This window comes from Microbacterium sp. Yaish 1 (genome assembly GCF_002245215.1).
Lineage (GTDB): Bacteria > Actinomycetota > Actinomycetes > Actinomycetales > Microbacteriaceae > Microbacterium.
Window position 1 is genome coordinate 1,369,926 of the sequence record NZ_NPMR01000002.1, and the last position, 25,419, is coordinate 1,395,344.

Here is a 25,419-nt window from a genome sequence, read left to right on the forward strand (position 1 = left end):
CTGGGCGCAGCGATCAGCCGCGGTCGGCGATGACCTGCCCGTACCCCTCGACGAACGTCGGGTACGTGAAGTCGAGCATCGCCGCGAGGCGCGAGCCGTCGAGGACCTTGCCGCGGTCGGCGTCGGGCCCGGCCTCAGCGCGTGGCGGTGCGGCGACCCCGAGGCGATGCGCGATGAACTCGACCACCTCGCCGAGGGTCGCGGGGCGCCGGTCGACCCCGTGCAACAGCGCAGGCGGCGCGTCCGCGTCGAGCAGCTGCGCGATCGCGCTCACGAGGTCGACCTCGTGGATGCGGTTGGTGCGACGGTCGTAGTCGACTGCCTCGCCCGCGAGGACCTGCCGGATCAGCCGCTCGCGACCGGGACCGTAGATCCCGGCGGGCCGCACGACGATCGCGTCGAACAGCTCGCGGGCCACACGCTCCCCGTCGACGAGCTGTTCACCGCGCGCGCTCGTCGGCCGAGGCTCGTCATCCTCGTCGAGAGCACGCTCCGGACCCCACCCCTCGAAGACCCGCGTCGACGACACGAAGACGGTGCGCTCGGGCGGCTTCGGCAGCGCTCGCGCGATGCGCTCCAGCGCGGCGCGGTAGAAGCCGGGGTCATCCCCCGGCGGAAGCGTGACCACCATCGCGTCGACCGCGGGCAGCGTGGTGTCGAGAGGCGCAGACAGGTCGGCGACGATCGGTGTGAACGCAGGCCGGATGCCGCCGGCGCTCCGCCGGATCGCGACGACCTCCTGCCCGGCCTCGACCAGGCTCTCGCCGAGGCGAGTGGCGACCTTGCCGGATCCGACCAGGATCGTACGTCGAGCAGTCATGCCCCCATCCTCGCAGGGGGCGCCGGGGCCGGGGCCGACACGTTCAGCGTTGCACGGGATCGACGCCCGCCGCCTGGAAGCGCTCGAGATCGGCGAGCGTCGGTGACGCCTCCCAATCGCCCGGGCCGAGACAGGCCATGGCGCCGCACGCGTTGCCGCGGCGCAGCGCCTGAGCGACGCCATGGCCCGCGAGCCGCGCGCTGAGGTACCCGGCGACGAACGCGTCTCCCGCGCCGACCGTGTCCAGAGGATCGATCACGAAGCCCGGCGAATCGACGACGCCACCATCGGCGTGAGCGGTCGCTCCATGCGGTCCGCGCTTGATGACGACCTCCGCCACGCCTGCCGCGCGAAGGCTTCGGGCGGCGGTGTCGGGGTCCTCCCCCGTGATGAGCTCGAGCTCCGCCTCGCCGCCGAAGACGATGTCGGAGGCTTCCGCGAGCTCTCTCAGCACCGGTGCCGCGACGCCAGGGCCGGCCAACCGGGCGCGGTAGTTGACGTCGAAGCTCACCGCCACGCCCGCTGCCCGCGCCCGCGACACCGCATCACGGACCGAACCCGCGGCGGATTCGGAGAGCAGCGGAGTGATACCCGTGACGTGCAGCAGCGTCGCGGCCTCGATCCGATCGGGCGGGATATCCCCGGGTGTGAGGCGCGACCCCGCCGAGCCGGTCCGGTAGTAGTGCACGGCCGTCGCCGCGGCGGCCGGTCGCTCTTTCACCATGAGACCCGTCGGAGCATCCGGGTCGACGACCACGCCGACGTCGATGCCCTCGCCACGGAGTTCTCGGACGACGCGCTCACCGAACGGGTCGTCGCCGACACGCCCGAACCAGGCCACCGGCACGCCGAGTCGACGGAGAGCGACGGCGACGTTCGATTCAGCTCCACCGATCCCGAGCGCGAGCGAGCCGATATGCCGCAACGACCCGATCTCCGATGCCCGGATGAGCGCCATGGTCTCCCCGAGCGTCACGACAGACCGCGTCGGCTCGGTCATCGAGCGACACCCCCAGCGCACACCTCGACGAACCGGAGCGCGCGATCGCGAAGCGCCGCGAGGTCCCCACCGTCGAAGGCGTCACCGAGCAGCGGCCCACCGACACTGACGGCCTCCGCCCCGGCATCCAGCCACGCCCGAGCTCCCCCGAGATCGACGCCGCCCGAGGGGACGACCTTGATGCCCGGGAACGGGCCGCGCAGGTCCTTCACGTAACCGAGAGTCACCTGGGTCGCAGGGAAGACCTTGACCGCCGCAGCTCCCGCCGTCCACGACGCGAACAGCTCGGTGGGCGTGAGCCCGCCGGGGACGATCGGGAGGCCCGCCGCGACGGCGCGCTCCACCAGGACCCTCGAGGTGATGGGGGTCACCGCATACGCCGCTCCTGCGTCGATGACCCGCCCGAGCTCATCGACCGTGGTGACGGTCCCGACGCCGATGTCAGCCGCATCGCGGTGACGCTCGACGATCGCGGAGACTCGGTCGAACGTCCCCGGGGTGGTCAGAGTCAGCTCGACGCTCTTCACGCCCGCGTCGATCAGGACATCGAGCACGCGGTCGTAATCCTCGGCCCGCCGCGCCCGCGCCACCACGACCAGACGGCCCTCGCGGGTGAGGTCGGGCATGACGGCACGGGCGCACATCGTCTCACCAGTCATGCATGGTCCCATCGAGCAGCCGATTCACCGGCAGGTAGGCCTTCGTGTACTCGAACGCGTCGGCGGCCGACTCATCCAGCTCGACCCCGAGCCCGGGCGCATCCCCGGGATGCAGGAATCCCCGGTCGTAGACGTAGGAGGTGCGGAACACGTCGAGCGTCGCGTCGTTGTGCGGCATGTACTCCTGGATGCCGAAGTTGTGGAGGGCGAGTCCGAGATGAAGCGCCGCCGCCATCCCGACCGGCGAGATGTCGGTCGGACCATGCATGCCCGATTTGATCCCGTAGATCGCCGCGAAATCGAGGAGCTTCTTCATCGCGGTGACGCCACCGGTGTGTGTGACGGCCGATCGCACGTAGTCGATCAGGCGCTCGGTGATGAGGGTCTGGTAGTCGTAGATCGAGTTGAAGACCTCGCCGATCGCCAGAGGCGTGGTCGAGTACTGCCGCACGGTCCGCAGCGCCGTCTGGTCCTCACCCGGCGTGCAGTCCTCGAGCCAGAACAGGTCGTACGGCTCGACGTCCCGCGCGAAGCGGGCCGCCTCGATCGGCGACATCCGGTGATGGCCGTCGTGGAGGATGCGCAGGTCGGTGCCGAAATCCTCGCGGAGCCGGGAGAAGACGCCCGGCATGTGCGCGAGGTACTTCCGGGTGTCCCAGGCTTCCTCTGCGGGGCGCGCCGCCGACGAGCCGTCGGCGGCGCGCTTGGCCGGCTCGTAGTCGTACTTCGCCCCGGGCTTGTTGCTCGCGACGCCGTAGATCTGGCCGAGGCCCGGGATGCCGGTCTGCACCCGCACCGCCGTCACCCCCGCGTCGACGTACGCACTGACGGCATCCTTCAACGAGGCGTAGTCCGCTCCCGACGCGTGCACGTACACCCGGAGGGCGTCACGGCTCGCGCCACCGAGGAGCTGATAGAGCGGCACCCCGGCCTTCTTCGCCTTGATGTCCCACAGGGCCATGTCGACAGCTGCGATCGCAGCCATCGTCACCGGGCCGCGTCGCCAATATGGCGCTCGGTACAGATACTGCCACGTGTCCTCGATACGGTCCTCGTCGCGCCCGACCAGAGTCGAGGCGACGTGATCGCGGAGGTACGACGCGACCGAGAGCTCGCGACCGTTCAAGGTCGCGTCCCCCCATCCGACGAGGCCGTCGGATGTCGTGATCTTGAGGGTGACGAAGTTGCGCCCCGGGCTGGTGATGCTGACGTCGACGCGGTCGATGCTCATGCGACTTCTCCCCTCACATCGCGGCGCGCGGATCGGTCAGATCGCGCCCCGTCCACTCCGGTGCCCAGATCGCGCCGATGAGGGCCGCCGCGGTGAACAGTCCCATCAGCACCATGACCGGGATGATGCTTCCGGTGGCTGCTGCCACCCAGCCTGCGGCGATGATCGGACCGATGCCCGTCGCGATGATCGCCGCGATCTCGCGCACCATGGCGGTGAGGGTGTACCGGTTGCGCGCGCCGAAGATCTCCGGGATGGAGATGTTCTCCATCGAGGCGAGGCCGAGCACCGAGATGTTGTGGATGATGGCGTACCCCACGAAGATCCACAGGGTCTCGGCGGTGTTGATCATCAGCAGCGTCGGCACGATCAGCACGAGCGACAGCCCGGACATGACGATGTACATGCGCCGACGGCCGAATCGGTCACCGAGGAAGCCGACGAGCGGGATCGTGAGGAACCCGATGAGGGACGAGACGATGACGACCTCGGGTCCGACTTCCTTCGACACCGCGAGAGTGATCGTGATGAACGAGATCAGATAGGTCTGCACGAGGCCCGAGTTGCCCGCCTGGCCGAATCGCAGCAGGAACGACACGATAATCGCCTTGATCGGCTTGCGCTCGAGCGACTCGAGCGTGCGGATGTCGTTGGTCGCGGTTGCGAGCTTGACCATCTCGTCGCGGGAGAGGGCCTTGCCGTCGACGACGTCGGCGCGCTCCTCGAAGACCGGGCTCTCCTTCAGGTTGAACCGCACCCACAGCGCGAAGAGCATGATCACGGCGCTGCCGATGAACGGGATGCGCCACCCCCACTCGATGACGTCGGACTCGAGCATCACGGCGAGCAGGATCGCCCAGATCGCCGAAGCGAACAGCGTGCCGCAGTTGGTCCCCAGAGCGACCAGGGACGCGATGATGCCGCGGCGGTTGTCGGGAGCGTACTCGGAGAGCATGACGCCCGCGCCGGAGATCTCCGCGCCGGCGCCGAAGCCCTGGGCCAGGCGCAGGACGACCAGCAGGATGGGGGCGAGCATCCCCACCTGGTCGTAGGTGGGAAGGAAGCCGATCAGCGTCGTCGCCGCGCCCATCAGAAGGATCGTGTAGAACAGCACCTTGCGGCGGCCCACTCGGTCACCGATGCGGGCGAAGACGAAAGCGCCGACCGGGCGTGCGACGTAGCCGACGCCGTACGTCGCCATGGCCAGGACCACGGCCATGCCGGGGTTGTCCGCTGCGAAGAACAGCTGGCTGAACACCAGCGCGGCGGCGAGCGAATACAGCTGGAAGTCCATGAACTCGAGAGCGGTGCCGAGCCAGCCCGAGACGGATGCCCGGACGAGGTCTCCCATGGATCGTTTGGCGATCGGCGGCGCTGCGGCGGCTGCCCCGGCGGGGGTCGGTGAGTTGCTCATCGCATTACTCCTTCGTAGTGATGTGCGTGAGGTCGGGTGAATCAGAGCGAGAGGAGAACCTTCGCGGAGCGCGAAGAGTCTCGGGCGAGGTCGAACGCGCGGACGGCGTCCACCGCGGGGACCACGTCGGATACGACGGTGTCCAGCGCGTCCGAAGACGCGAGCATCGACACGGCCTCGTCGATCTCGTCGGCGAATCGGAACGCGCCTCGGATCGTGATCTCTTTCGACAGCAGACGCGCGAGGTTGACGCCGATCTCCGCGTCGGGCAGCATCCCGACCTGGACGATCCGGCCTGCGCGACGGACAGCGCGGACGGCCTGAGTCAGCGCCGCGCCGACACCGGAGCATTCGAAGACGACGTCGAACGATTCGTCTGAAATGGTGTCACGGCCCACGAGGTAGCCCTCGACCGCGGCGAGGCGGCGCGCCCGGTCCAGCGGCTCGGCACGCACGTCGCTGACGCCCACGGCTCCGGCGCCCGCCCGCTCGGCGGCCGCAGCGACGAGAAGGCCGATCGGGCCGGCGCCGACCACGAGGACACGCGCGGCCGCGATGTCGCCCGCGATGCCGACGGCATGGAGCGCGACCGCGAGCGGCTCGGCGAGCGCGGCCCGCTCGAGCGGGAGTCCCGCGGGCAGCTCGCGGATCATGAAGTGCTCGACCAGGAGGTACTCCGAGGCGCCGCCCTGCCGGTGCGGATCCGCTGCCGCGCTGCCGAGATAATCGCCACCCGGACGCAGGTGGGGGTGGGCTTCGAGACCCGCGACGTCGGGTCCGAAACGAGCGGGATGGACGGTCACGGGAGTCCCGGGCGCCCAGCGCCCGGACGGGTCGAGGTCGACGGTCGCGGAGAGCTCGTGCCCCGGCGTCAGCGGCTCCCGAATCGTGTACTCGCCGTTCGCGCCGTAAAAGTAGTAGTGCAGGTCGGAGCCGCAGATGCCCACGAAGGCCACGCGCAGCCGCACCTGGCCGGGGCCGGGCTCGGGCACCTGGCGGTCTTCCCAGCGGATGTCCTGCTTGCCGTGGATGGCCAGCGTCTTCATCGGAGCTCCTTCGCGGTCGTGGGTTGTGTCGCATCGGACGCGGCGGACACGCAGTCGTCGAGGGCCGCGTCGATGCCGTGCCGGGCGATCGTGTCGACGAGGTCGCCCACACGATCGATGAACGGGATCTCTTCCGCCAACTGATCGCCGAACAGACGGCGCTCGGCGATGACACGCAGGGCGAGCTCGCGACCAGCAGCCGACTTCGCGGCGAGCTCGGCGAGGCCCTGCTGCGCGGGATCCTTCATGGCACCGGCGTGCGCACCGGGATCGAAGCCCGGCAGCGGCGCGATGCAAGACAGGTAGCCCGCGACCGTCAGGGCGATCAAATGCGGCATCCGGCCTTCCGCGAGAGCGAGCAGCGCCGGCTCTGGAATGCGCTGACGGAGCTTCACCGACCCGTCGCTGCCGACCTGGGAGGTCCGGTGCCCGAGCGCGCTGTTGCCCCAGCGCTCGAACAGCTGTCGCTCGTAGGCGCGGACGTCGACGCCCGACGGCACGCGCACGGACGGCTCGTACTCGTCGCGCAGCACGACCCGCGCGGCAGCCTCGACACCGGCGATCGAGATGGCCTCGGGAATGGTCGCGACGCCCTTCAGCGCGCCGAGGTAGGCGATCAACGAATGCGTGCCGTTGAGGAGGCGCACTTTGAGCTGCTCGTAGCTCCCGACTTCATCGGTGAACACGGCGCCGCCGGCCTCCCACGCGGGGCGACCGCCGGCGAAGCGGTCCTCGATCGCCCACATGGTGAACGGCTCAGCCGGAACCGGTACGGCGTCGAAGGCCCCGAGACGGGTGGTGACGTCGGCGCGCAGAGAGTCGGTGGTGGCGGGAACGATGCGGTCGACCATGCTCGAAGGAAAGGTGACCGCTTCGTCGAGGTACGCCAACGTATCGGCTGCATCCGTTGCCGGCAGTGCCGAGAAGAACTCGCGAACGAGCTTCTCGGTATGCGTGCCGTTCGACGACAGGTTGTCGCAGCTGAGGATCGAGATCGGCGCCCCGCCCGACGCTGCGCGTCGTCGGAGCCCGAGCGCGAGCTGTCCGATCGTCGAGCGCGGGGCCGCTCCACCGAGATCGGCGCGGACCACGGCGTCGTCGGTATCGAGATGCTGCGTCGCGGGCGAATAGCTGTAGCCGCTCTCGGTCACGGTGATGGTCGCGATCCGGATGCGCGGATCGGCGAGGTCGGCGACGACGCGGTCAGGGTCGTCCGCGGCGACGTAGGCGTCGGTGTGCACGCCCGGGATGCTGAGGACCGTGCCCTGGGGTGAGACCGTCGCAACCGCGTAGAGCATGTCCTGCGCGTGCAGCGCGTCGACGATGCCGCGAGAACGCGAGGCGACGCCGACGATCCCCCAGTCGCCCCCGTGCGCGTCCATCGCGGCCGCGGTGTAGACGGCCTGGTGGGCACGGTGGAAGCTGCCGAGCCCCAGGTGCAGGATGCCCGAGGCCCGGGGGCGACTGCCGATCGTGATGCCCGTTCGAGCGTCGCGGCCCAGCCGGGCGTGCCCGGCAATCATGTGTCGGCCCGGTTTCGCACAGCGGCGTCGCGCACCGGAGGATCGGCGATGATCGTCATGCAAAGCATCCTGCTTGTTTTGTACAAGCTTGTCAACCAATTGCACGCCGCGATGCACGATCATGGATGGAGGAAAGAGATGGGGTGAACGTGGCAGCGACTTTGACCGACGTGGCGCGGCAGGCGGGCGTGTCCGTGGCGACGGCGTCTCGCGCTTTCGGCGAGCCCGATCGCCTCGCCGCCGCCACGCGGGAGCGAGTTCTCCGCGCCGCCCACGAGCTCGGCTATGCCAACGCTCAGTCGGGCACGATCCGCCGGACCATCGGAGTGGTCTTCCCCGATGTCGCCAATCCCGTCTACGCGACCACCCTCAAGGCCATCCAGGGCCAGGCCTGGCACGGGCGCCACCGCACTGTCGTGTTCGACGCCGACGAGGATCCGCGCCGCGAGCGCGAGCAGATCGAACGGGCGCGCGAACTCGACGGCATGCTGCTGTGCTCCCCGCGACTGCCCGACGCCGATGTCATCGAACTGGTGGGCAGCACCCCGTGCGTGATCGTGAACCGGCTGATCGACCCTCTGCCGAGCGTGCTGATGGACACCGAGTACGGACCGACGCAGGCCGTAGAACACCTGGCTGCGCTCGGCCATCGGCACGTCGCCTACGCGTCCGGTCCGCGCGGCTCGTGGGCCGATGTGCGGCGCGCCGACGCGGTCGCCCGCGCATGCGACCGCCACGGCATCCGGCTCACCCGCCTGAGCCACCAGGCTGCATCGATCCAAGGAGGACGTGCGGCAGCGGCACCCGCCTCAGCGAGCGGAGCCACAGCCGTGATCGCTTACAACGACCTCGTGGCCCTGGGGGTCGAGGCCGGGATGTCCGAACTGGGGGTCGTCTGCCCCGACGACATCAGCATCGTCGGCATCGACGACATCGATCTGGCGGGCGCCGTCACTCCCGGCCTGACGACGGTCCGCATGCCCATCGACCGCTGCGGCGCGCTCGCGGTCGATCTGCTGCTCCAAGCCCTCGCGTCGGGGAAGAGCCCCGAAACGGTCACCCTGAACTCTCAGCTGATCGTGCGCGCTTCGACGTCCACTCCGCCGCAGCACTGAACGCCGAGAAACGAAGAAGCCCCGGCGGACCGGGGCTCTCGTCGTGGCGGAGACGGAGGGATTTGAACCCTCGGTCCCCTTACGGGGACTCCACCTTAGCAGGGTGGTGCACTAGGCCTGACTATGCGACGTCTCCACGGCATCCGACGCGAGACGGCGCGGATGCACCCGGCAATCATAGCCCGGACTGCCCCAGGCTCCGAATCGAGGGCCGGACGGCGCCGTGTCAGCCCTGGCCCACGGTACAGGTCACCTGTGCCGCCGTCTGGCCCGTGACCGACTCCGGCAGCACGACCGGGGCACCGGCCTCGGGCGCCTCCGTCGCGGGCGCATCCGGCGTCGCCGCGGGGTCGGCGGGAGCCGCGGAATCGGTCGGGGCAGGTGCGGGGGGTGCCGCCTCGCCGACGACCTCGGTGCTGTAGCCGTCGCTCGTCGATCCGCTCAGCTGCACCGGCTGGTTGGCGGCGAGCGCGTCGAACAGCACCTTCGCGGCGCTCTCGACGGGCCGGACGCGCAGCCCGCCGTCGACGTACGCCGTGGGGTACTGCACGAACACGATGTCCTCGTAGGGCACGCTGCGCATGGCGAGGGCGATCTGCACCATCCGCTGCGGGCTCGACAGCGACGAGCTCAGCTTGATCTGTCCGCTGGCGACCTGGTCGACGGCGGTGGTGGCGAGGTTGAGCAGCGCCGTCGGATTGCCGAGCACGCCGTCGGACTGCAGCTTGCGCACCATCGAGCTCATGAACTGCTGCTGGTTCGAGATCCGCCCGAGATCGGAGCCGTCGCCGATCCCGTACCGCGTGCGGAGGAATTGCAGCGCCTCGGTGCCTTGCAGGGTGTGGTTGCCCTTCGCGAGACTCAGGCCCGTGTAGCGGTCGTTGATGTCGGCCGACACGCAGACGTCGACGCCGCCGATCGCGTCGGACATGTTGATGACGCCGGTCCAGCGGGTCGCGGCGGCGAACTGGATGTCGATGCCCGTCAGCTCTTCGATCGTGCTGACGGTGCACGCGAGTCCGCCGTACATGTACGAGACATTGAGCATCTGAGCGCTCATCGCGGAGTACTGGGTGCCGTCCTCGCCGGTGCAGGCGGGGATCGGGACGATCATGTCGCGCGGGAACGAGATGACGGTCACGCGTCGCGGCTCGTCGCTGATGTGCACGAGCATCGTCACATCGTTGCGCTCACCGTCGGTGTCCTTCGCCTGACAGGCACCCGACAGCTCGGCGTTCGCGCCCTCGCACGAGTCGGTGCCGACCACGAGCAGGTTCACGCCGCCCTCGATCTCGCCGATCGTCGGGGGGAGCTGCGAGTCGTCGTCACCGATCGAGACGCCCGCGTCGGCCACGACCTGGGTGGCGTTCCACACGTAGAAACCGCCGACGGCGGCACCGCTCACGACCACGACGGCGACCATGACGCCGAGCACCGCCAGGATCTGGGTCAGCGGGTTCGGCGACCGCAGCTGGCCGTGCCGGGCGACGGGACGACGACGGCGCCGCGACGCCTTCGCATCGGAACGTGCGCTCACGGGTGTCCTCTCGACGAGCAGGCGAGGAGTGCGTTCGGGTGCACGCTCTTCGCGTCGCGCAGGCACTCCCGGTGACCGACTCATCATAGGGACGGATGTCTGGAAAGTCTGTGAGCGCCCCGGACATGCGAGGCGGTGACGCCCCCCCCAGTCAGCCGCCACCGCCCGACATGCTCGTCGCGCTCACCTGCACGCTAACCAGCCGCGAGCGGGCAACCGGCCGGAACGGAGCGAGACTGGTAACCGCTCCCAGGGGCGAGTCGCGTCCGGGGATCAGGCGGGGGCGAGCAGGCCGCGCTCGGCCACCAGCTCCGTGGCGAGCACCTTGTACCCCTGCGATTCGAAGAAGACGGTCACGCGGTCGTCCTCCACCGCCATGACCGTCCCCTCGCCCCACTCGTGGTGGCGGACGACGTCGTCGACGCGGAAGGGACCGCCGGCGTGATCACCCCGTTCCTCCGAGGTGTCCTCGCGCGCCGCGCGGTCGTTCGCGGATGCCGCGCACGTGTCGCAGTTCTCGCACGGCTCGACGTAGTCCTGACCGAAGTAACCGAGCAGCGTCGCCCGCCGGCACCGACGGGTCTCGGCATAGCTGCGGAGCATCTCGATGCGGGAGGCGTCGATGCGTTCCCGCTCGGCCGACCTCTCCAACGCAGCGTCGACAGCGCGCTCCACGGTCATCCCCCGCCGCAGCGCGACCCCGGCGCGACTCGTCCGCACCGCGCCCGCATCCACGAGAACCGTCAGCAGCGCGGTGACGCGACGGGCCGACAGCCCGCCGGCTGCGGCGATCTCGGCGCGCGACCGCGTCCCGCCGGCGATGGCGTCGACGAGTCGCTTGAGCTCGCCGCGCTTCGGTGCCGACGCCGCGAAGAAACGTCGCAGCGACAGGTCTTCGGGTCGGTAGTGGAGCGTCGCCGTCGCAGGCTCGCCGTCCCGACCGGCGCGACCGAGCTCCTGATAGTAGGCGTCGATGGAGTCGGGGATGTCGGCGTGGACGACGAAGCGCACGTCGGCCTTGTCGATCCCCATCCCGAATGCGGAGGTGGCGACCACGACGTCGACCTCGCCGTCGTGGAATGCCTCGTGCACCCCGTTGCGTTCCTTCGCCGACAGGCCGGCGTGGTACGCGACCGCGTTGATCCCCCGTTCCTGCAGCGCCTCGGCGTACTCCTCGGTGCCGCGCCGGGTGGCGGTGTACAGCAGCCCGGGCCCCGGCAGCTTCACTACCTCGTCGATCACGGCGTCGCGCTTGCCCGACTTCTCGGAGTGCCGGCGGACGTTCAGCTCGATGTTCGGCCGGTCGACATCGCCCACGAGGATGGCCGGGTCGTCCATCCCGAGCCGCTCGATGATCTCGGTGCGGACCGGGCTCGTGGCCGTCGCGGTCATTGCGAGGATCGGCGGACGCCCCAGGCGCTCGGAGACCTCGCCCAGCATCAGGTAGTCGGGCCGGAAGTCGTGCCCCCAGGCTGCGATGCAGTGCGCCTCGTCCACGACCAGCAGCGAGACCCCGGCCTCGGCGAGCTCGGCGACGACCTCGTCCTTCGCGAGCTGTTCGGGCGCGAGAAGGACGTACGAGGCCTCCCCTGACCGGATCGCGTCCCAGGCCTCGCGCTGGGCGCGCACGCCCCGGCTCGAGTTCAGGGCGACGCCGTCGGGCGCATCGGGCGCCTCCTCGATGCGCGCGAGCTGGTCCTCCTGCAGCGCGATGAGGGGCGAGACGATCGCGGTCAGGCCGGGCCGGAGGGCCGCGGCGACCTGGTAGACGGCGGACTTGCCCGCGCCGGTCGCCCAGACGACCAGCACGTCGCGCCCGGCGACCGCCGCCTCGATCGCGTCGAGCTGCTGCGGACGCAGCTCCTCGATGCCGAAGGACTCTCGGGCGACACGGGCGATCTCGTCGGGCTGCACCGGCTCAGTCCATCGCGCCGGCCGCGACCGTGCACGCCGCTTGCGCCGGCGCCTCCGGTGTGGAAGGCGCGTCATCAGCGGGCGACAGCCCGCGCCGCTGCACGCGGTCGTACGACGGCTGGCGCAGCGCTCGCACCCAGGGGTAGACCCGGGCGCCGGGTAGCACCCGCCGTCCGGCGTCGAATCGGGGCTGGGCACCCGGCCACGCGGCGCGCGTGAGCCGTATGAGCGCGAACGGACGCCACGGGCCGAGCGGCGAGGCGAACGAGAGCATGAGCCGCCAGTCCGCGGCATCCGGGCCGCCGTCCACGGTCGTCGCCGAGAGCAGCACCGGACCCCGGCGACCGCGGTAGGGCAGCAGGATGCCGAAACGCGCGCGCTCGGGCCGGCGCAGGGGCAGCAGCGCGTAGCGCAGCGGCACGCCCCGTCCTGTCGAGGCGAACTCGATGTCAGCCGCGCCGGCCTCCGGCGACTCGGGGTCAGCGGTGACGCGGAGCGCGAGCCCGAAGATGTCGGGCAGAGCGTCCGGGAGTCCGAGTGATCGCGACAGGCGCGCGACCACCGGCGTCTCTCCGGCGGCCGGCGGGTGGTCGATCCACGAGATCCCGGATCGCCGTTCCGGGCCGACCCAGCGCAGCGTGCCGCTGAACATCGTTCCCCGCACGTGGATCGGACGCGGCCGACGCAGAACCAGCAGAGCGGCGAAGAGCCCGCGGAGCAGCATCCCGGCGACGCGGGCGAGAGGCGCTCGAGGAAGAGCTGTCATAGCACCAGCGAACCCGGTTTCCTGCTCCTTGCGCACAGGGGTTGCGCTGGGATGCCGATGCGCTATCGCCGCAGTGAGATCGCTCCCACTACACTCGGTGGCGCCCTTCCGGACGCCATGTGAACAGCCCGACGCTCCCCCACCCGACGCCGCGACGCGACATCCAGGGCCTCCGGGCCCTCGCCGTCCTCGCGGTCATCGGCGCGCACGCGGCCGGCTGGCCACGCGGCGGTTTCGTCGGGGTCGACGTGTTCTTCGTCGTCTCGGGCTTCCTCATCACCGGCGCGCTGCTGCGCGAGGTGCAGCGGTCGGGCGGCATCCGCCTCGCCGCCTTCGCCGGCCGGCGCGCCCGCCGCATCCTGCCCCTCGCTGTCGTCGTCCTCATCGCCACGGCGGCCAGCGCCTTCGTCGTGTTCAATCGCCCACGCGCCGAGCAGACGCTCGTCGACGCCCTGTGGTCGGCGGGATTCGCCGCCAACTGGCGATTCACCGCGGTCGGCACCGACTACTTCCACGCCGACGACGCCGTCTCGCCGCTCCAGCACTTCTGGTCGCTCGCGGTCGAGGAGCAGTTCTACCTCGCGTGGCCGCTGCTGCTCCTGCTGGCGGTCTCGCTTCTGCCCGCCGCCCGTCGACGCGGCGCCGCGGCGGCCGCGGCCGCGGCGACGCTCGCGGCAGCCGTCGTCGCCACCTCGTTCGCGTGGGCGATGCTGCAGAGCGCGGATGCCGCCGTCGCGGCCTACTTCTCCACCTTCACCCGCGCGTGGGAGCTGGCGATCGGGGCGCTCATCGCCGCGATGGTGCCGCTGCTGCGCCGCATCCCGCCCGTCATCGGCGGACTCGCGTCGTGGGTCGGCGTCGGAGGCCTCATCGTGGCGTTCGCCGTCATCGATCCCGCGGCGGGCGGGTTCCCGGCTCCGTGGGCCGCCCTGCCCGTGGTCGCCACGGCACTCGTGCTCGCGGGCGGCGTGCCCGGCGACCCGCGGCATCGGCACCTCTTCCCGCTGACGAACCCGGTGAGCGTCTTCGCGGGCGACGTGTCGTACTCGCTGTACCTCTGGCACTTCCCGGTCATCGTGTTCGCCGACGTTCTGCTGCCCGCCCGGGAGGCCACGACGGTGCTCGTGCTCGCGATCACGGCCGTCCTCGCCGTGGCCTCGTACCACCTCGTCGAGCGTCCCTTCCGCTTCGCGCCGTACGTGCGGTCGGCGAGCGCCACATCAACGGAGACGGCGCGCGAGGATGCCGCTGCGGCCCCGGTGCCGGCTCCCGATGCCGCGCCGGTTCGGGATGCGGCGCCCGCTCGGAATGCCGCGCCGGCACCGGCGCCGCGCGCGCTCAGCACCCGGCCCGCGGGCTGGACTCCCGGGACGCGCTATTACCCGGGTATGCCCCGCCCCGAGTCCGCGGGCATTGCTCGTCACGATGCGCCCGCACCGATAGCCGCACCCGCACCCGCACCCGCACCCGCGCCCGCGACGGCGACGGCGACGACCACAGAACCTACGTCCGACGCTTCTGCGCCCTGGGCCGCGTGGCGCGCTCGTTTCGGCCCGCCGGCGCTGCTCGCGGCATCCGGGCTCGGCATCGCCGCCCTCGCGGTCGTGCTGGTCGTCCAGAACGTCTTCGGCGGCCTCACGGCATCGCTCGTCGCCTTCCCGCCCGCGGGCGCCGCCGACGCCGCGAGCGACGCGGCCGACGCAGACCCCGGCGACGCGGTCGCCGCCCTGCAGGCAGAGCTCGCCGCGGCCGCGACCGCGAGCGAGTGGCCCGAGCTGCATCCCTCGCTCGACGAGGTCATGACGCGGTCGTCGGCGAGCAACCCGGCGCGCGACTGCTTCTCGCCCGATGTCTCACCGACAGCAGCGGGCTGCTCCTCGGGCAGCTCGGACGCGCCCGTCCACATCTATCTCGTCGGCGACTCGACCGCGATGGCCTACGCCCCGGCGTTCCGCAAGCTCGCCGATGACAGCGACGGCGGCATCCGCGTGACGACGGTGGGCCTCTACGGATGCCGTTTCACCGACGTCGCCGTGCAGAACGACGGCGCGGGCGTGATGGCGGCGTGCCCGCAGCGGAAGGCCGATGTCCGCGCCATGATCCTCGCCGACGCGCCCACCCTCGTCGTGATCTCGAACGCGTACACACTCGGGCACACCCCCGACGGAGCCGACCTTTCGGCTGATGCACTGCTCGCCGCCCAGGAGGCCGAAGCCGACAGCTACGGGATGCCGGGGCGCATCGTCCACCTGGCGCCGCCGCCGGAGGGCGCCGATCTCGGACGCTGCTACTCTCCCGCCGCCTCGCCGTACGGCTGCGCCGCGGGCGTCTCGAGCACGTGGGGCCAGATGGAGTCGGCTGCCGAGCGCGTGGCGGCGGCATCCGGAAATCACGCGGTGAGCTCGCTCGCGTTCACCTGCTGGGAGCTCGTGTGCCCCGCGTTCGCGGGCGACATCCCCACGCGCTACGACCGCACGCACCTGACCGTCGCGTACGCCGAGCACATCGTCCCGGCGCTGCGCGCCGAACTCGCCGCACGCGGGCTGCTCTAGCAGGGCGAGCCGCGGACGGGGACCTTCATCCGTTTGGATGAACTTCGGGCCGGAATGTGCGTGTCGTATGCCAGCGATGGCTGATCCGTCACCCGACTCCGGTCGTGGTCTCGCCCGCGTTTCCGGGCGTCGGCAGCGCCGGATCGTCGCGTCGAAGGCGGCCGCCAGCGATTCGCACGTCCGGGTCTGCGCGAGCGGAGGACTAGTTTGAGGTGCCCGTTCGACGTGGCTGCTCTGGGGGCGCCACCTGACGACGCTCGTCGTGTCTGCGTGGCATCACACCGTTCTATCTGGAGATCCGCATGACCACCACTCCGCCGCCGTCCAGCGCGCCCGAAACGCAGCCCGCTCCGTACTACCCGCCTCAGCCCGCCGGCGTGCCGGCGAAGCGCCGCAACGCCGTCGGCATCGTCGCCCTCGCGGTCTCCGCTGTCGGATTCCTCTTCGCCTGCATACCCGGCGCGCTGCTCCTCGGCTGGATCCTCCTGCCGGCCGGCTTCATCCTGGGCATCGTCGCCGTCTGCCTGTCGGGTCGTGTCAAGTGGCAGGGACTCACGGCGATCATCGTCTCGATCGTGGGAACCATCGTCGGCTTCCTCGTCTTCACCTTCGTCGTCGCCACCGCGCTCTCGGACGCTGTCGATGAGGCGAGGGGCGGAAGCACGACGGTGAACGAAGCCCCCGCCGATGCCGCACCGCAGGCCGAGACGGCCGACGAGGCCACGACCGACGGACCCACCGGCACGCGCGAGGACCCCCTGCCGTTCAGCGCGTCGATCAGCAACAACGACTGGGACGTGACGCTCAACTCTTTCGAGCGCAACGGAAACGATGTCGTGATGGCGGGAAACCCGTTCAACACGGAGCCCGGCGAGGGCACCCAGTACGTCATCCTCGACATGACGGCGACCTACAAGGGAAGCGGCGACGGCAGCTCCATGCTCGTCCAGGTCGAGTACGTCGCCGCGGACGGCACCGTGATCTCCACCTGGGACAGCCTCGTCTCCGGCGTGGAGCCCACCTTCGGCACGGCGAGCCTGCTGGCCGGGGCGTCCGACACCGGCAAGCAGGTGTACCTCGTGCCGTCCTCGCTCGACGGCCTCATCCGCGTGACGCCGGGCATCCTCGGCGACGAGGTCTACTTCCGGCTTCCGTGACCATCAGCTGTTCGGCCGGGTACGTCGCCGTGCCCGGCCGAACAGCCGGCCGGATTCTGGCGGAGGGTGTGGGATTCGAACCCACGGGACATTGCTGCCCACCAGTTTTCAAGACTGGATCCTTCGGCCGCTCGGACAACCCTCCCAGCGGCGCGAACCGCTGAGCTTCGATCCTAGCCGCCCGCGACCCCGGTCAGAGCGAGCGGAGGATGGCCGCGACGCCGCCCTCCTGAACCGACACGGTGGTCTCGGATGCCTCGGCCAGCAGCTCGGTCGCACCCTGCGCCATCGCGATCGCCCGCCCACCGCGCTCGCGCGCCCAGCGGAACATCCCGATGTCGTTGCGGCCGTCGCCCATGACGAGGACGTCGGCCGGCTCGATGTCGAGCCAGGTGCGCACCCGCTCGAGCGCCGTGGACTTGTCCACGCCCTGCGGCGCGATGTCGAGCCACGCCGACCAGCCCACCGCGTACGACACCTTGTTCAGGCCGATGCGGTCGACCAGCTCGACGAAGTCGGAGTCGGTCTCATCGGGAGAGACCACGACGACGCGGCACACCTCCTGCTCCGACAGCTCCGCGAAGGCGACCTTGTCGGCATCGTGGAGGTTCCAGTCGTGGAGCTCCTCGGTGTAGAGGCGGCGCCCGTCGGGCAGCTCGACCATGTAGCGGGCGTGCGGCAGGTGCTGGCGCAGCAGGCCGAGCACCTCGGCCGGATCGAACGTCTCGATGAAGAAGCGCTCGTACGCGAGCACGTCGGCGAAGTCGTCGTCGATCCGCTTGAGGATGACGGCGCCGTTCGAGCACACGACGTAGTCGGGGTTCAGCGCGAGCGACCCGAGGATGCCGTGCGTGCCCTCCCACGAGCGCCCTGTCGCGAGCATCACCTCGTGACCGGCGGCGTGCGCGTCGGCCACCGCCTCGACCACGCCCGGGCTGAGCGTCTCGTCCTCGAGCAGCACGGTGCCGTCGATGTCGAGCACGATCATCAGCCGTGAGGCGCCGGCGACCGCCGGCATGACCTCGGCGACGTCCTCGACGATCTCGGCCGCATCGCGCGGGGCGACGACCTCGATGCCGCCCTCGTCGGGAAGCGCGTCGGGGGCTTGAGTCATCCCGCCGTCTGCGCCGGTCATGCGATCGGCTCCGCGACCTCGAGGCCGCCGAGGTAGGGCCGCAGCACCTCGGGGATCACGACCGAGCCGTCCTCGCGCTGATGGGTCTCGAGAAGGGCGACGATCCACCGGGTCGTGGCGAGCGTGCCGTTGAGGGTCGCCACCGGCTCGGTCTTGCCGCCGTCGGGGCGGTGACGGATGTCGAGGCGACGCGCCTGGTACGTCGTGCAGTTCGAGGTCGACGTGAGCTCGCGGTACGCGCCCTGCGTGGGCACCCACGCCTCGATGTCGTACTTGCGCGCGGCGCTCGAGCCGAGGTCGCCGGCCGCGACGTCGATGACGCGGTACGACAGCCCGAGGTCCTGCAGCATCCGCTCCTGCATCTCGACGAGGCGCAGGTGCTCGGCCTCAGCGTCGCCCGGCGTCGTGTAGACGAACATCTCGAGCTTGTTGAACTGGTGCACGCGGATGATGCCGCGCGTGTCCTTGCCGTACGAGCCGGCCTCGCGCCGGTAGCAGGTCGACCAGCCGGCGTACCGCTTGGCGCCGCGCTCGAGGTCGAGGATCTCGTCCATGTGGTACCCGGCGAGGGGAACCTCGCTCGTACCGACGAGGTAGGCGTCGTCCTCTTCGAGGTGGTAGACCTCCGCCGCGTGCTCACCGAGGAAGCCGGTGCCCCGCATGACCTCGGGGCGCACGAGCGTCGGCGGGATCAGCGGCGTGAACCCGGCGGCGAGCGCACGGTCGAGGCCGAGCATCATGAGCGCGATCTCCAGACGCGCGCCGATGCCGCTGAGGAAGTAGAACCGGCTGCCGGCGACCTTCGTGCCGCGCTCCATGTCGATCGCACCGAGCTTCTCGCCGAGAGCGAGGTGGTCGAGCGGCTCGAAGTCGAACGACGGCGGCTCACCGTGCGTGCGGAGCGTGACGAAGTCGGCCTCGCCGCCCGCGGGCACGTCGTCGATGACGATGTTCTCGATGCGCGCGAGCGCGGCATCGGCGGCCTCCTCGGCCGCGGTGACGGCCTGCTGCGCCTGCTTGACCCGTTCGCTGAGCTGCTTGGCCTCGGCGACGAGAGCGGCCTTCTCGTCCTTCGGGGCCTGCGCGACCTTCTTGCCGTGAGCGTTCTGCTCGGCGCGGAGCCGCTCGAACGTCGTGATGGCCTCGCGGCGCTCGCGGTCGGCGGCGATGGCGTCATCCACGCTCTCCGACGAGTTCCCGCGCTTCACCTGCGAGAGTTTGACCAGGTCGGGCTGTTCACGGAGCAATGCGAGGTCGATCACGCGTCAAGTCTAGGGTCGCGAGCATCGGCCCAGCCGGACCGCGAACACCGGGACCCGCGCGGAGTCACGGCGCAAGGGGCAATCCCGCATCGGCGGCCGCGCCTAGGGTGTAGCCATGGCGACCGAGTCCGACGACACCTCCGCGCGGGAGCGTTCCGACGATCCCACCTCCCCGGCCCCCGATCCGGAACAGGCGGCGGCTCCCGACGACGTCATCCGCGAACCCGAAGACATCGCCCCCGACACGACCGACGGCGAGACCGGCGAGGCTCGCCGCGTCGGCCCCGAGGGCGAGACGGAGCCGATGGCGGGCGGCGCGGAGAAGCCCCACCCCAAGGCGGCCCTCGTCTACAACCCCATCAAGGTCGACGGCGACGCCCTGCGCGAGCAGGTGCTGCGCGCGGCCGAGGCCGCGGGATGGGAGGAACCGCTCTTCTACGAGACGACGGTCGACGACCTCGGCGACGACGTCACGCGTCAGGCGCTCGAGTCGGGCGTGAACGTCGTGCTCGTGGCGGGCGGCGACGGCACGGTGCGTGCGGTGTCGGGTGAGATGAGCGGCAGCGGCATCCCGCTCGCCATCGTCCCCAGCGGGACGGGGAACCTGCTCGCCCGCAACCTCGGCCTGCCCCTCAGCGAGCCCGAGACCATGATCGAGGCGGCCTTCAGCGGTGACCGGACCGCGATCGACGTCGGCTGGGCGCGGATCACCCGTGAGAGCGGCGAGGTCGAGAAGCACGCGTTCGTCGTCATGGGCGGCATGGGGCTCGACGCGGCCATGATCGCCAACACCAACCCGCAGCTGAAGAAGTCGGTCGGCTGGGTCGCGTACGTCGACGGCGCGACGCGCTCGCTCGTCAAGGCCAAGCCGTTCCGCGTCGTCTACCAGCTCGACGGGCACCGCATGCACGCGGCGCGCGTACAGAGCGTGCTCTTCGCCAACTGCGGGTCGCTGCAGGCCGGCATCGCGCTCATCCCCGAGGCCTCGATCACCGACGGGCAGCTCGACGTCGTCATCATGCAGCCGAAGGGCTTCTGGGGCTGGCTGCTCGTGTGGCGCCGCGTCGCGTGGGACAACAGCTTCCTGCGGAAGTTCCGCGCCGGCCGCCGCGTGCTCGCGCTCCGGACGAAGGACAACGCGGTCGTCTACTCGCGGGGCCGCGGCGTCGCGCTCGCCCCGCAGGAGCCGCACCCGGTACAGCTCGACGGCGACGAGTTCGGCGAGGCGAAGCACGTGCAGACCCGCATCGACCCGCGCGGCCTCATCGTCGCCGTGCCGGCCGGCCACACGCTGCCCGGCGACTGAGCCCCGCGCGTCAGCGCTGTCAACCGCTCGCCGTCGCTGGAGTGGCCCGACAGGATGACGGGATGAGCTCGCCTTCGATCGTCTGGTTCCGCGACGACCTGCGCCTGGCCGACCACCCCGCGCTCCGGGCCGCGCTCGACCGCGGCGAACCCGTCGTCGGGCTGTACGTGCTCGACGAGGAGTCCGACGGCATCCGCCCGCTCGGCGGCGCAGCCCGGTGGTGGCTGCACCATTCGCTCGCATCGCTCGCCGACGATCTGCGCGCTCGCGGGTCGCACCTCGTGCTGCGCCGCGGGGCCGCGGCATCCGCCGTTCGATCGCTCGTCGACGACATCGGCGCCGGAGCCGTCTACTGGAACCGCCGCTACGGCGGAGCCGAGCGCACGATCGACGCCGAGCTGAAGGACGGCCTCCGCTCCGGCGGCGTCGAGGTCGAATCGTTCGCCGCCAACGTGCTGTTCGAGCCGTGGACGGTCAAGACCGGCAGCGACACTCCGTTCTCGGTGTTCACCCCGTTCTGGAACGCGGCACGCAACCTGCCCGCCCCGCGCGAGCCGCTCCCCCGGCCTCGCGAGATCCCGGGCCTGCGGTCGGCACCCGCGGGCGACGACCTCGACGATTGGGAGCTGCTGCCCACCCGGCCCGACTGGGCGGGCGGTCTGCGCGAGCGCTGGCAGCCCGGCGAGGCGGCGGCGCGCGCACGCCTCCGTGCGTTCCTCGACGACGACCTCGGCACCTACGACGCCGCCCGCGACGAACCCAGCGCCGGAGCGACCTCGCTGCTCTCGCCACGCCTGCGCTGGGGCGAGCTGAGCCCGCACACCGTCTGGCACGCCGGAATCGAAACCGGCGGCGGCACCGGCGCCCATGCGACCTCCGCCTCGCGCTTCCTCTCCGAGCTCGGCTGGCGCGAGTTCGCGTGGCACACGCTCTACCACTTCCCCGATCTCGCGACGAAGAACTGGCGGAAAGGCTTCGACGCCTTCCCCTGGCCGGCCCTCGACCCGGACCACCTGACGGCGTGGGAGAGGGGCGAGACCGGGGTGCCGATGGTGGATGCCGGGATGCGCGAGCTCTGGCACACCGGATACATGCACAACCGGGTGCGCATGGTGACGGCATCCTTCCTCACGAAGAACCTGCTCATCGACTGGCGACTCGGCGAGCAGTGGTTCTGGGACACCCTCGTCGACGCCGACGGCGCCAGCAACGCCTTCAACTGGCAGTGGGTCGCGGGGTCGGGCGCCGACGCGTCGCCCTATTTCCGCATCTTCAACCCCGAGCGGCAGGCCGAGAAGTTCGACCCGAGGGGGCTCTACATCGGCCAGTGGGCTCCCGACAGCGCCGCGCGCGAGCCGATCGTCGACCTCGCCGAGACCCGCAAGGCGGCGCTGCGGGCGTACGAGGCGGTCAAGCGGGCGCGGTGAGGCGGGTGCGGTGAGGCGCGGGCGCGGGAATGCCTGCGGAGGCCGCACGGTTGACAGAGGCGATATGACTGATGCATCCCGCCCCGCCCTGTCCGTGCTCGACCTCGTGCCCGTGCGCACGGGACAGACCAGCGCGCAGGCGATCGCGGCGTCGCTGACCGTCGCGCAGCGGGCGGACGAGCTCGGCTACCGCCGCTACTGGTTCGCCGAGCACCACAACATGCCCGCCGTCGCCTCGACGACCCCGCCGGTGCTCATCGCGGCCGCGGCGTCGCGCACCTCCCGCATCCGGGTCGGCTCGGGAGGCGTCATGCTCCCCAATCACTCGCCCCTCGTCGTCGCCGAGCAGTTCGCGGCGCTCGAGGCGATCGCCCCCGGACGCGTCGACCTCGGGATCGGCCGCGCTCCCGGCAGCGATCCCGTCATCACGCAGCTGCTGCGTCAGTCGGGCACGACGAGCGATGTCGACCGGTTCCCCGACAACGTCCGCGACATCCTCGCCCTCGTGACCGGCGACGGCGCGACGGTGCGGTTCACCTCGGGCGGGACGTACGACGTCCACGCGACGCCCGCGGCCACGACGACACCGGATGTCTGGCTGCTCGGATCGAGCGACTACTCGGCGCAGCTCGCCGCCGCCCTCGGCCTGCCGTACGTCTTCGCGAACCACTTCTCGGGCGAGGGCCTCGACCGTGCGCTCGGGCTCTATCGCGATCAGTTCCGCCCGTCCGAGACGCTCGACGCGCCGCGGACGTTCCTCACCGCCAACGCCGTCGTCGCCGACAGCGACGCCGAGGCCGAGGCCCTCATGCTGCCGCAGGCCCGGATGATGGCGCGCTTGCGCGGAAACCGTCCACTCATCGCCCTCGAGACCGTCGAGGAGGCCGCGGCCGCCGAGGCCTCGGACCACCTCGCGGCACCCCTGCTCGACGCGCTCCGCTCGCGCTGGTTCGTCGGCACCGGCCCCGAGGCCCAGGCCGCCCTCGCCGCCTTCGCCGCGCAGCACGGCGTCGACGAGGTCATGGTCTCGCCGGTGTCGGCCGCGCACGACGGCGAGCAGCCGGATGCCGCGCCCGCCCGCATCCGCACCCTCGAGCTCCTGGCCGCCTGACCCGCCCCGGCCCCAGTCGACTCGCCACGAAATGCGGGTCCGGCGCCCCCGGCATCCGCACTTCCCGGCGAGTCGACGCGTGGCGCGGCCGGGCTGGGTCGGACCGAGGGCGTCCGAGTGGGCGTGCCGCGTACAGGCTGAGCGCGGGTTCGGGTTCCCGAGACGCCCGGATGCCGTCGATCAGCCTGTTGGCGGGACCCGCACACACCGCGCCCGGCCCGCCGCCGCCCCTGAACGCAGCGCGGTCTCGCCGCTCACCGTCCCGTCGAGTCGCCGAGAAGTGCGGGTGCGAGACCCCTCGTACACGCACAGTCTGGCGACTCGTCGAGGATGGCCGCGGGCCGGATGTGCCGGATGTGCCGGATACAGGCTGAACTTCGGTTCGATCCAACGAGCGACCCGGATCCCGCCGCTCAGCCTGTCGGCGGGACCCGACGCTCAGCTGCCTCAGCCCCCACTCCAGCCCAGCCCCGCCGTCGACTCGCCAAGAACGGCGGGTCCGGAGACCCTGACACCCGCAGTTTGTGGCGACTCGACGGAGACCGGCGACGGGGACCGGCGGCGGGTCAGGCCTCGGGCTCGCCGGAGATCAGGGCGCGCAGCCAGTCGCGCGCCTCGACGAAGACGTCGTCGGAGTAGCGCTGCGGGTAGCGGACGATCGCGCGGTCGGCTCGGGGGTACGACCCGAGGAACAGCACCTTCGGGCTGAAGCGCCGCACGCCCATGAGGGCGTCGGCCATGCGCTCGTCGGCGACGTGGCCGTCGGCGTCGATGACGAACCGGTACCGTCCGAGCGCGTCGCCGATCGGCCGCGACTCGATCAGCGACAGGTTGATTCCGCGAGTCGAGAACTGCTCGAGCAGCTCGAGCAGCGCGCCGGGGTGGTCGTCGGGCAGCTCCGCGATGAGCGAGGTCTTGTCGGCCCCGGTCGGCGACGGCGGCGCGACGGTGCGGCTCACGAGGACGAATCGGGTGACCGCGTGCTCGTTGTCGCCGATGTCGGATGCCAGCAGCTCGAGGTCGTGGTGCTCGAGGATGCCGGGCGGGGCGATCGCCGCGTCGGCGTCGCTGGCCCCGTCGATGAGGCCGAGCGCGGCGGCGACGTTGCTCGCGGCGGGCAGGTGCGCGTGCTCCGGGAGGGTCTTCAGCAGCCACTGCAGGCACTGCGCGTAGGCGACCGGGTGCGCGGCGATGAGCGACACGTCCTCGATCCGCGTGCCGGGGCGCGCCACGAGCACGAAGTTCACGGGAACGAGGTACTCGCCGACGATCCGCAGACCCGGCATCGTGGCCAGCGCGTCCTGCGCCGTCGAGACGCCGCCGTCGACGGAGTTCTCGATCGCGATCATCGCGGCATCCGAGCGTCCGTCCACGACGTCCGCGAGCGCTTCGCCGACGTTGCGCACCGACCGCCAGATCTGGTCGCGCGCCTCGGGCACCTGGGCGAGGGCGGCCTCGGTGAAGGTCCCCGCCGGCCCGAGATAGCTGTAGGTGCGGCGGGCGGGCTGGTCGTCGTGCTCGGGCGTCACGCAACGAGCCTAGACCGGCGCACCCGCGGCACGCGCACCGTCGTCACCAGGACCCCGGCCACGAGCACGGCTCCGCCGACGATCTCGGCGGGGGCGGGGATCTGTCCGAGCAGCGCCGCAGCCGCCGCCATCGCCACGACGGGCGCCAGCAGCACCCACGGCACGACGGCGGCCGACGGGTTGCGCGCCAGCAGGCCGTTGAAGATCGCGTAGCCGACGAGCGTGCACAGACCCGCGGTGTAGACCGTCGAGACGAGGGCGGGGATGCCGAACCCGGCGAGCCCCGCGCCGATCGCTTCCGGCCCCTCGAACACCAGCGCCAGCCCGAGCGCGGGCACCGGCACGACGAGGGCGGACCAGACGGTGAGCGAGAGCGCGCCGAGCGGTCCGCGTCCGGTGACGACGCCGGCGCGGCGGGCGATCACGTTGCCGACGGCCCACGACAGCGCGGCGCCGAGCGCGAGCACGACGGCGAGCGCCGGAGCGTCTCCCCCACGGCCGGCGGCGACGGTCGCGAGCCCGGCGATCCCGAGGCCGACCCCGATCACCTGCCCCGGCGTGGGGCGCTCGCGCAGCACTCCGGCCGCGATGACGACGGTGAACACCGCCTGGGCCTGCATCAGCAGGGCGGCGAGCCCCGGCTGCAGTCCGAGCCCGAGCGACAGGTACAGCAGCGCGAACTGGCCGAGGCTCATGAACAACCCGACCCCGATCACCGACCCCCAGCGAGCCCGGGGCCGCGGAACCACGACCGCGAAGACGGCGACGGCGGCGAACCGGATCGCCACGAAGAGCAGGGGCGGGATGCCGGCCATGCCCCAGTCGATGACGAGGAAGTTGAACCCCCACAGGGCCGCCACCGCAGCCGCCAGGATCATGTCGCGTCGAGTCACGAGGCTCAGTCCACCGCGCCGG

At 71.2% G+C, this 25,419-nt stretch carries 20 protein-coding genes and 2 tRNA genes; 6 read left to right on the top strand and 16 right to left on the bottom strand.

Annotated elements, in window-relative coordinates; translation table 11 throughout:
• Positions 1-13: 13 nt before the first annotated feature.
• The 7 genes from CI089_RS15655 to CI089_RS15685 are packed head-to-tail and all read right to left on the bottom strand — an operon-like array spanning position 14 to position 7,693.
• Positions 14-820, bottom strand: a complete 807-nt coding sequence (locus tag CI089_RS15655; RefSeq protein WP_094262341.1) for a sugar nucleotide-binding protein — start codon at positions 818-820, stop codon at positions 14-16.
• A gap of 43 nt (positions 821-863) precedes the next feature.
• Positions 864-1,820, bottom strand: a complete 957-nt coding sequence (locus CI089_RS15660) for a sugar kinase (RefSeq protein WP_094262342.1) — start codon at positions 1,818-1,820, stop codon at positions 864-866.
• Positions 1,817-2,479: a bifunctional 4-hydroxy-2-oxoglutarate aldolase/2-dehydro-3-deoxy-phosphogluconate aldolase gene (locus CI089_RS15665; protein ID WP_094262343.1), complete on the bottom strand. Its 663-nt coding sequence runs from the start codon at positions 2,477-2,479 to the stop codon at positions 1,817-1,819. The genes CI089_RS15660 and CI089_RS15665 overlap by 4 nt, the downstream gene beginning before the upstream one ends.
• On the bottom strand, positions 2,469-3,710 hold the full coding sequence (gene manD / locus CI089_RS15670; protein WP_094262344.1) for a D-mannonate dehydratase ManD: 1,242 nt from the start codon (positions 3,708-3,710) through the stop codon (positions 2,469-2,471). The genes CI089_RS15665 and manD overlap by 11 nt, the downstream gene beginning before the upstream one ends.
• A 13-nt stretch (positions 3,711-3,723) precedes the next feature.
• Entirely contained in the window at positions 3,724-5,124 is a 1,401-nt protein-coding gene (locus tag CI089_RS15675; RefSeq protein ID WP_094262345.1) for an MFS transporter, read from the bottom strand.
• 41 nt (positions 5,125-5,165) lie between these two features.
• Positions 5,166-6,170, bottom strand: coding sequence for a zinc-binding dehydrogenase (locus tag CI089_RS15680; RefSeq protein WP_094262346.1), 1,005 nt, complete (start codon positions 6,168-6,170; stop codon positions 5,166-5,168).
• Positions 6,167-7,693, bottom strand: coding sequence for a mannitol dehydrogenase family protein (locus CI089_RS15685; protein ID WP_094262347.1), 1,527 nt, complete (start codon positions 7,691-7,693; stop codon positions 6,167-6,169). Before CI089_RS15685 ends, CI089_RS15680 begins: the two co-directional genes overlap by 4 nt.
• Positions 7,694-7,842: 149 nt before the next feature.
• Between CI089_RS15685 and CI089_RS15690 the strand changes: the two genes are divergently transcribed.
• A complete protein-coding gene (locus CI089_RS15690) occupies positions 7,843-8,808 on the top strand; it encodes a LacI family DNA-binding transcriptional regulator (RefSeq protein WP_094262542.1) in 966 nt (321 codons plus the stop codon).
• A gap of 44 nt (positions 8,809-8,852) precedes the next feature.
• Here CI089_RS15690 and CI089_RS15695 read toward each other — a convergent pair.
• From CI089_RS15695 to CI089_RS15710, 4 genes are all read right to left on the bottom strand, one after another.
• A tRNA-Ser gene (locus CI089_RS15695) sits at positions 8,853-8,944 on the bottom strand.
• Between the two features lie 90 nt (positions 8,945-9,034).
• Complete coding sequence (locus tag CI089_RS15700; protein WP_256978050.1) at positions 9,035-10,345, bottom strand: LCP family protein; 1,311 nt, start codon at positions 10,343-10,345, stop codon at positions 9,035-9,037.
• 273 nt (positions 10,346-10,618) lie between these two features.
• On the bottom strand, positions 10,619-12,259 hold the full coding sequence (locus CI089_RS15705; RefSeq protein WP_256978051.1) for a RecQ family ATP-dependent DNA helicase: 1,641 nt from the start codon (positions 12,257-12,259) through the stop codon (positions 10,619-10,621).
• Between the two features lie 4 nt (positions 12,260-12,263).
• Complete coding sequence (locus tag CI089_RS15710) at positions 12,264-13,025, bottom strand: hypothetical protein (RefSeq protein WP_143739020.1); 762 nt, start codon at positions 13,023-13,025, stop codon at positions 12,264-12,266.
• 119 nt (positions 13,026-13,144) lie between these two features.
• Between CI089_RS15710 and CI089_RS15715 the strand changes: the two genes are divergently transcribed.
• Together CI089_RS15715 and CI089_RS15720 are read left to right on the top strand one after the other, a co-directional pair.
• Entirely contained in the window at positions 13,145-15,577 is a 2,433-nt protein-coding gene (locus CI089_RS15715) for an acyltransferase family protein (protein ID WP_094262350.1), read from the top strand.
• A 302-nt stretch (positions 15,578-15,879) separates the two neighbouring features.
• The gene (locus CI089_RS15720) at positions 15,880-16,734 is read left to right on the top strand and encodes a hypothetical protein (protein ID WP_094262351.1); all 855 of its coding nucleotides are present in this window, start codon (positions 15,880-15,882) and stop codon (positions 16,732-16,734) included.
• A 57-nt stretch (positions 16,735-16,791) separates the two neighbouring features.
• On the opposite strand, the gene CI089_RS15725 is transcribed toward CI089_RS15720, so the two are convergent.
• The 3 genes from CI089_RS15725 to serS all read right to left on the bottom strand — a co-directional run bounded on the left by CI089_RS15725 (position 16,792) and on the right by serS (position 19,131).
• Positions 16,792-16,879 (bottom strand) — tRNA-Ser (locus CI089_RS15725).
• Between the two features lie 48 nt (positions 16,880-16,927).
• The gene (locus CI089_RS15730) at positions 16,928-17,869 is read right to left on the bottom strand and encodes an HAD family hydrolase (RefSeq protein WP_094262352.1); all 942 of its coding nucleotides are present in this window, start codon (positions 17,867-17,869) and stop codon (positions 16,928-16,930) included.
• Positions 17,866-19,131 carry a serine--tRNA ligase gene (gene serS, locus CI089_RS15735; RefSeq protein ID WP_094262353.1) on the bottom strand — a complete coding sequence of 422 codons (1,266 nt, stop codon included), beginning with the start codon at positions 19,129-19,131 and terminating at the stop codon, positions 17,866-17,868. Before serS ends, CI089_RS15730 begins: the two co-directional genes overlap by 4 nt.
• A gap of 115 nt (positions 19,132-19,246) precedes the next feature.
• Between serS and CI089_RS15740 the strand changes: the two genes are divergently transcribed.
• From CI089_RS15740 to CI089_RS15750, 3 genes are all read left to right on the top strand, one after another.
• Positions 19,247-20,437: a diacylglycerol/lipid kinase family protein gene (locus tag CI089_RS15740; protein ID WP_094262354.1), complete on the top strand. Its 1,191-nt coding sequence runs from the start codon at positions 19,247-19,249 to the stop codon at positions 20,435-20,437.
• A gap of 62 nt (positions 20,438-20,499) precedes the next feature.
• Positions 20,500-21,864, top strand: coding sequence for a cryptochrome/photolyase family protein (locus tag CI089_RS15745; RefSeq protein WP_094262355.1), 1,365 nt, complete (start codon positions 20,500-20,502; stop codon positions 21,862-21,864).
• Between the two features lie 64 nt (positions 21,865-21,928).
• Positions 21,929-22,975: an LLM class flavin-dependent oxidoreductase gene (locus CI089_RS15750; protein WP_094262356.1), complete on the top strand. Its 1,047-nt coding sequence runs from the start codon at positions 21,929-21,931 to the stop codon at positions 22,973-22,975.
• 566 nt (positions 22,976-23,541) lie between these two features.
• Here CI089_RS15750 and pheA read toward each other — a convergent pair.
• Both pheA and CI089_RS15760 read right to left on the bottom strand, forming a co-directional pair.
• Positions 23,542-24,504 carry a prephenate dehydratase gene (gene pheA / locus CI089_RS15755; protein WP_094262357.1) on the bottom strand — a complete coding sequence of 321 codons (963 nt, stop codon included), beginning with the start codon at positions 24,502-24,504 and terminating at the stop codon, positions 23,542-23,544.
• Positions 24,501-25,397, bottom strand: coding sequence for an EamA family transporter (locus CI089_RS15760; protein WP_094262544.1), 897 nt, complete (start codon positions 25,395-25,397; stop codon positions 24,501-24,503). The genes pheA and CI089_RS15760 overlap by 4 nt, the downstream gene beginning before the upstream one ends.
• Between the last annotated feature and the right edge of the window lie 22 nt (positions 25,398-25,419).

Bases quoted from the DNA above. Each gene is read 5' to 3' on its own strand.
- CI089_RS15655 (WP_094262341.1), bottom strand. From the start codon at position 820: ATGACTGCTCGACGTACGATCCTGGTCGGATCCGGCAAGGTCGCCACT.
- CI089_RS15660 (WP_094262342.1), bottom strand. From the start codon at position 1,820: ATGACCGAGCCGACGCGGTCTGTCGTGACGCTCGGGGAGACCATGGCG.
- CI089_RS15665 (WP_094262343.1), bottom strand. From the start codon at position 2,479: ATGACTGGTGAGACGATGTGCGCCCGTGCCGTCATGCCCGACCTCACC.
- manD (WP_094262344.1), bottom strand. From the start codon at position 3,710: ATGAGCATCGACCGCGTCGACGTCAGCATCACCAGCCCGGGGCGCAAC.
- CI089_RS15675 (WP_094262345.1), bottom strand. From the start codon at position 5,124: ATGAGCAACTCACCGACCCCCGCCGGGGCAGCCGCCGCAGCGCCGCCG.
- CI089_RS15680 (WP_094262346.1), bottom strand. From the start codon at position 6,170: ATGAAGACGCTGGCCATCCACGGCAAGCAGGACATCCGCTGGGAAGAC.
- CI089_RS15685 (WP_094262347.1), bottom strand. From the start codon at position 7,693: ATGATTGCCGGGCACGCCCGGCTGGGCCGCGACGCTCGAACGGGCATC.
- CI089_RS15710 (WP_143739020.1), bottom strand. From the start codon at position 13,025: ATGACAGCTCTTCCTCGAGCGCCTCTCGCCCGCGTCGCCGGGATGCTG.
- CI089_RS15720 (WP_094262351.1), top strand. From the start codon at position 15,880: ATGACCACCACTCCGCCGCCGTCCAGCGCGCCCGAAACGCAGCCCGCT.
- CI089_RS15730 (WP_094262352.1), bottom strand. From the start codon at position 17,869: ATGACCGGCGCAGACGGCGGGATGACTCAAGCCCCCGACGCGCTTCCC.
- CI089_RS15740 (WP_094262354.1), top strand. From the start codon at position 19,247: ATGGCGACCGAGTCCGACGACACCTCCGCGCGGGAGCGTTCCGACGAT.
- CI089_RS15745 (WP_094262355.1), top strand. From the start codon at position 20,500: ATGAGCTCGCCTTCGATCGTCTGGTTCCGCGACGACCTGCGCCTGGCC.
- CI089_RS15750 (WP_094262356.1), top strand. From the start codon at position 21,929: ATGACTGATGCATCCCGCCCCGCCCTGTCCGTGCTCGACCTCGTGCCC.